General features: G+C 60.6%; 2 protein-coding genes. One reads left to right on the forward strand and one right to left on the reverse strand.

Annotated features, from left to right (window positions below):
- The first annotated feature begins 332 nt into the window (after nucleotides 1-332).
- On the forward strand, nucleotides 333-491 hold the full coding sequence (locus tag H8R02_RS30935) for an SEC-C metal-binding domain-containing protein (RefSeq protein WP_222622708.1): 159 nt from the start codon (nucleotides 333-335) through the stop codon (nucleotides 489-491).
- 21 nt (nucleotides 492-512) lie between these two features.
- Here H8R02_RS30935 and H8R02_RS30015 read toward each other — a convergent pair whose 3' ends face one another.
- Nucleotides 513-929 carry a hypothetical protein gene (locus H8R02_RS30015; RefSeq protein WP_187085714.1) on the reverse strand — a complete coding sequence of 139 codons (417 nt, stop codon included), beginning with the start codon at nucleotides 927-929 and terminating at the stop codon, nucleotides 513-515.
- Between the last annotated feature and the right edge of the window lie 219 nt (nucleotides 930-1,148).

Below are 1,148 nucleotides of genomic sequence, written 5' to 3' on the forward strand. Positions count from 1 at the left end.
GGCCATGGACTTCCCCTCTCACAGGTGGTTGATGAGACTTCGACAATCCCATCGTGGCACTTCGTTGCCGTACTCCGCAACTGCGCGGGCACCCAGGGACGGGGAAGTCCCTTTCATTCGTTATGCGGCAAGAATGCAACGCGCTTGCATCTCGTCCTAGGCGCTCGGTCGTGGGCCACCTAAAATCCACCTGCCCCGGCCTTCGGGGCCTACTTTTTGGAGGTGTGCCATGCGTACATTCAAGAACCTCCTCGACCAGCACTGGTTTTGAGGTAACGAGCAAGCGTCGGAAGGGCTTCCCTTCTGAAACTCAGGTCAAGCGGGGAGACCGCATGGTCGGTGGCTACAAGGAACTTCGAGAGAAGCTTGGCCGCAATGACCCTTGCCCGTGCGGCTCCGGCCTTCGGTTTCAAGCGGTGCTGCATGCTCAGTGGAGAGCTCGACGGCTCGGATCGCGATCACTTCTTTTAGGGAGTGACCTTGCCGCATGACATGCCCGTGAACACGAACAGTCAGAAGAGTGTCGCGATCCTGTCCTGCTGGATCGAGCTGACGCGCGGGTCGGCACAGAGCCGCGCGGCTTCGTTCGCGTCGATCTGGAGATTGGCAGCGTTGATGGTGTCGTAGATGTAGCGGACCGTGCCGCGAATGCCGAGCTCGGCAGCCAGTTGTTCATTGCTTTGCCCGCTGCTCGGAATGCCCAGTGGCGGCTTGACGGGCGGCCAGACTGGAGAAGGTTGTGATGGCGTCGAGGGCTTGAAGATGACGTTATAGCTGTTCGCGACCATGTTCGGCTGCGAGCGCTGCGCTTCGAGGTTCGCTCTGCACTGAAGGACCTCAGGCGAGACAACTTCGTCGCCGCCATCGCCTCCGCCGCACGCGCTGAGCAGCAGTACGAGCACACCGGCGCCGAGCAGTTGGTTGACCATAGTTTTCCTCCCCAACACCGAAGGTGCCAGTGAAGCGCCAATCTACCGCTGTGAGCGTGCCGGCAGCGGCGCGGTCCGGGGGCGGACGTGACCCCCTGACCTTGCCCCTGTTTGACGAATCCCTTAACCGAGCTTGTTAAGCGGACTTTTTGTCCTGGGCCGCCATCCAGTTTCTCTCATGCTGCATCGGACTCACGTACCCCAGCGTCGAATGCAGTC

Origin of the sequence: Ramlibacter albus, assembly GCF_014297445.1 — a bacterium.
Lineage (GTDB): Bacteria > Pseudomonadota > Gammaproteobacteria > Burkholderiales > Burkholderiaceae_C > Ramlibacter > Ramlibacter albus.